Origin of the sequence: Mesorhizobium waimense (assembly GCF_003601975.1) — a bacterium.
Lineage (GTDB): Bacteria > Pseudomonadota > Alphaproteobacteria > Rhizobiales > Rhizobiaceae > Mesorhizobium > Mesorhizobium waimense.
The window spans coordinates 1-4,146 of sequence record NZ_QZWZ01000115.1 but is presented as its reverse complement, the minus strand read 5'-3'; the positions used below and the strand labels follow the sequence as shown (position 1 = coordinate 4,146).

3 protein-coding genes and 2 pseudogenes are annotated in these 4,146 nt (G+C 59.0%); all 5 read right to left on the bottom strand.

What is annotated here, in order from left to right:
- Nucleotides 1-202: 202 nt before the first annotated feature.
- A complete protein-coding gene (locus tag D3227_RS39770; RefSeq protein ID WP_147377823.1) occupies nucleotides 203-439 on the bottom strand; it encodes a transcriptional regulator domain-containing protein in 237 nt (78 codons plus the stop codon).
- A gap of 22 nt (nucleotides 440-461) precedes the next feature.
- Nucleotides 462-1,105, bottom strand: a pseudogene (locus tag D3227_RS39765) (acyl-homoserine-lactone synthase).
- An 88-nt stretch (nucleotides 1,106-1,193) separates the two neighbouring features.
- Nucleotides 1,194-1,919 (bottom strand): LuxR family transcriptional regulator, encoded by a 726-nt coding sequence (locus D3227_RS39760; RefSeq protein ID WP_120019403.1) that lies wholly within the window; start codon nucleotides 1,917-1,919, stop codon nucleotides 1,194-1,196.
- A 181-nt stretch (nucleotides 1,920-2,100) separates the two neighbouring features.
- Entirely contained in the window at nucleotides 2,101-3,507 is a 1,407-nt protein-coding gene (locus D3227_RS39755; RefSeq protein WP_120019402.1) for an aminotransferase, read from the bottom strand.
- 483 nt (nucleotides 3,508-3,990) lie between these two features.
- Nucleotides 3,991-4,146: pseudogene (locus tag D3227_RS39750) on the bottom strand (IS630 family transposase); the annotation flags it as partial.

Below are 4,146 nucleotides of genomic sequence, written 5' to 3'. Positions count from 1 at the left end.
GGGCAGGCGCAGCCCGATGCCAATTACCAGAGGATCGTCAGCAAGATCGGCAAGGCTCCCCCGCAGTACCCGGACATCGACGACGAGTGACGACGCACCGTGCCGCATCGAAAGGGTGGGTAATTACTGTTGCGCAACGACAGGCAGTACATGGGCGCACCGGCGCGGACACCAGAACACGGCCGCACTGCGTCCGTAAGGCTCAGCGAAACAAAACGCCCCAGCGCGAGAGATCGCCGGCCGAAGCGATAACGTCGATAAGGGCTCCGCGAGACAGTCTATGGGCCTGCTGGAGCGCAGCGAGCAGATCACTCTGGAATGCCGAGTTGCGATGCAAGAATTCCCAGGCCCAGCCACGCAACGTCAAATGAGCGGTGCAGCCATAGGAGGAGTGATCCTGCCAGTCCTGATCGGCATCTGGCGCGACAGATAGGGGCATTATCGTGCTCCCCTGCCCGCCTTCATCGCGTAATCTCATGCCACATGCCAAGCACCGGCGCCCACAGCACTGGACCGCCAATGCCGCCGTTTTGCCGCACCACATGGAGCATCTGCGGTGAGACTTCGAGATAGCCTGCCAGGGCGCGGGTAACGCCAATGGTTTGCGGCTCTCTGATTCGCTCAAGCGGCCAGCCGGCGCGACGAAGGATGCGCTCCATGCGCAAGTCGGTGACCGTTACGATATGGCTGAGGTGGCGCGAGAGGCCTAACTCGATCATGCCAGCGAAGAGTTCGTAAGTGGCGATCGCAATGCCGCCCGCTCCCTTCGGTGTGGATGAGGGAATGTCGAGCGCGAAGCGACTGCTTTCCCATATGCTCGGGTGGTCGGGCGCCATCTTTCCCTCCACAGCACGGGAAAGGTGTCGCGAAGCATTGTCGGGCCTGTGGAGGGCAGGAGCCGCACGCCCCCATCGACAGAACCGTCGAAACCGCGCATCAGCAGGTAGTGCGGCCTTAGCGCGTCAAATGAATCGATCTCGTAGCCGCCATTTCCTCGTACCGCCCAGTCGAGCCTCTCCTTGAAGACGCGGTAGCGCAGGCGATGCATTGCATGCAGGTCGTCGGCAAAGTCCTCGTAACAGTCTGGTGCAATCAGCTGGATCATCAAGAGCCTCCTCGCGGGGAAAATTTCACCGGTATTGGAGGCGAAGCTTTACGCTTGCGCTGCCTGTGCGGTTGCACAGGTAGGAATATCAGCGATGCGAGGATTTCGAATCGATGAGAAGCGCAACCAACTGGCTTCTGGTCTTTACACCGAGCTTCCTGCGGGCGTTATCGAGATGAAACTCGGCGGTGCGCTGTGTGATCCCGAGAATGAAGCCCGTCTCCCAGGCCGACTTGCCACGTGCTACCCATTGCGCGCACTCGTATTCGCGCGCCGTCAAAGGCACTCCGTCGACGATCCGGGCAGCGGACAGTTTTCGTCGAACAAACATGTGAAAACAGGTCGCAACGTATGGGAGATCGTCTTCATAGCGTTCCGCGACGCGGAAAAATACAGGATCGCGCTTGTCAGCGGCAAAGGTCATCGCCGCAAAATTGCCGCGGTGATCCATAATCGGGATCGTCAAACCACAGCAAATGCCGAACTGCGCCGCTTCGTCAAAGACCCTCTGCTCGGCTTCTGATGGCTCAACCCCCGGCAGTGCGGAGCCCCATCGAAATGGGTATCCGCCGCAGCGGGCGCGCACTATGACGGGATCGACGCTCTGGTACCGGTGCTCAAGATAGCGCGCTGTCCAGGGCGCCGGATAGTTCGAGATCAGCGTGGGCTTGTCCTTAGAGCGCGGCGGGAGCGAGAGGTAGGCGAAGGCGAGCAGGTCGAATTGTGAGGCCACATCGCCGAGAGCGCTGTGGAAATCGACCTCATCCACGCTGTCCCAAAGCCGTTCCAGAAATCTTTCGAAGACAGGTTGCATGTCTGTCCTTGGGTCTTCGGCAACTTGCTTGCAGGTTGCAAGTCCACGTGGACTTGCAACGTCTCAAAAATGCGCCCTGCCGGCGGGGAGGTGCACCGGCAGGGCTCGCCGCCCAAAGGCCGCGGTCAAATGGGAGGACCGGACAGCCGCGGCAAAAAAAGCTGGTGGGGGCCAGCAAAGATTATACTGCGCCTTCGGCTTTTAGCGCGCGGAACGCCGTGTCAACCGATTTCGCGGTGGCGTCGACGATGATGTCCACCTCGTCCCTGGTGATGATCAGTGGCGGGGCAAAGCCGAGGATATCGCCATGCGGCATGGCCCGGCCGATGACCCCATTCTCAAGCAGAGCAGCGGCGGCACGCGCCCCCACCTGAAGTCCGGGCTCAAACGGTACGCGCGCTTTGGGATCTCGCATCAGCTCTACGGCAGACAGGATTCCGATGCCGCGAACTTCGCCGACAATAGGATGTCCCTCCAATTCGGCTTTCATACGGGAAAGCCAATAGGGCCCGACATCGCGGACGTGCTCCAGAATGTTTCTTCCCTTAAGCACTTGAATGTTGGCAAGTGCGGCCGCCGCGCAAAGCGTATGACCGGAATATGTCCAGCCATGACCGAGAGGTCCGTGCTTCTCCGTTCCTTCTTCCAGGACCGACCAGACGCGGTCGCCGATAATCGACCCGGAAATGGGGAGGTAGGCGGAACTCAAGCCCTTGGCGATGGTGACGAAATCCGGACGCATGCCATAGAGGTGGGAACCGAATTTCTCACCGGTTCGCGCGAAACCGCAAACCACTTCATCGGCGATCAGAAGGATATCGTACTTATCCAGCACCTCTTGAATGGCCGTCCAGTACCCCTTTGGAGGCGGAACGATGCCGCCGGTCCCAAGTGCCGGTTCTCCGATAAAGGCTGCAACCGTATCTGGGCCCTCAGCAAGAATAAGGGTTTCAAGTTCGTCGGCACATCGCTTGGAGAAGGCTTCCTCAGTTTCGCCCTCATGCGCCTGGCGATAGTAATGTGGTGTCGTTGTATGGCGCACCAGGCTCAAAGGCAGGTCGAAAAACTTGTGAAAGAACGGAAGGCCCGTCAGGCTACCGGTGACCAGCCCGGAACCGTGATAACCGCGATGTCGCGAGATTATCTTCTTCTTTTCAGGGCGGCCGAGAATGTTATTGTAGTACCACACCAGCTTGATGTTGGTTTCGTTGGCGTCGGAACCGGAAAGACCGAAATAGACCCTTCGCATGTTCTGGCCGAAATATTCGACGACCGCCTCCGCCAGGAGAGCAACCGGCTCCGTGCCCTGGCTGGCGTAGACATGCGCGAACGGCAACTCGTGTGCTTGCCGGGCAATTGCGTCGGCTATCTCGGTGCAGCCATACCCCATATTGACGCAATAGAGCCCGCCAAAACCGTCGAGGCTTTTTCGGCCTTCAGTATCCCAGATGTAGACGCCTTCCGCTCTCGCCATGATCCGATTTGGCGTCTCGCCGCGGCTGTGCTTGGCTAAGTGCGTAGACGGATGAAAGACGAAGTTTCGATCCTTCTCCCGGAGTTGCTCGGTTCCCAGATTGCTCAAGCTCATCGTTCCTCTCCTCGCGATCAGTCGCCGGAGGACACTCAGCCGCCTCCCTAGCAAGTAGCATACAGGCAAACACCTCACGAATTTCGCGGGAATCCACGTCTTTTGCCGACGAATTCTCGAAATCGGCATCAAACGCCGTGAAAACCAAGGCGTCGGGAGTTTGCCATCGCCTTGGTGCGGAAAAGAGGATCGGGGAATTGTTCGTTACGACAAGCTGGTCGAGATCTGCCCGACCATTCACGAGGTCAGCGAAACTGGGCATTGATTTGATGCGGGCGCCGCCGGGTTCTGTTCGCCCGCGTATGTCTGCGAAAGGTACCGCATAGAGTCGGGGGCATGGTAGTACGAGATGCGCCGTCCGAAGGTCGCCATCCGGGAGTCCAGCAGAATCTGCGCGATGCGTTCCTGCGTTCTTCGTGTCGCCGGAATATGTTCGGGCATATGCCGATGAGCACGCTCGTGGCGGCACGCACTAGTCCCTATGATTGATTCCAACGTTTGGTGCCCGCGCCTGACGGCAGCGATGATTTTGTGTGGGTCGGCTCTCCAGACGAACGGTTGGGATTGCTGATTGTGCTCGGTGATGAAGCGATTGATGGCGGCCTGGAGATCAACGACGGAGTAGAAGACACCGTACTT

What these genes read in the sequence shown, in the direction of transcription:
- D3227_RS39770 (WP_147377823.1), bottom strand. Translation starts at nt 439, where the DNA reads ATGCCCCTATCTGTCGCGCCAGATGCCGATCAGGACTGGCAGGATCAC.
- D3227_RS39760 (WP_120019403.1), bottom strand. Translation starts at nt 1,919, where the DNA reads ATGCAACCTGTCTTCGAAAGATTTCTGGAACGGCTTTGGGACAGCGTG.
- D3227_RS39755 (WP_120019402.1), bottom strand. Translation starts at nt 3,507, where the DNA reads ATGAGCTTGAGCAATCTGGGAACCGAGCAACTCCGGGAGAAGGATCGA.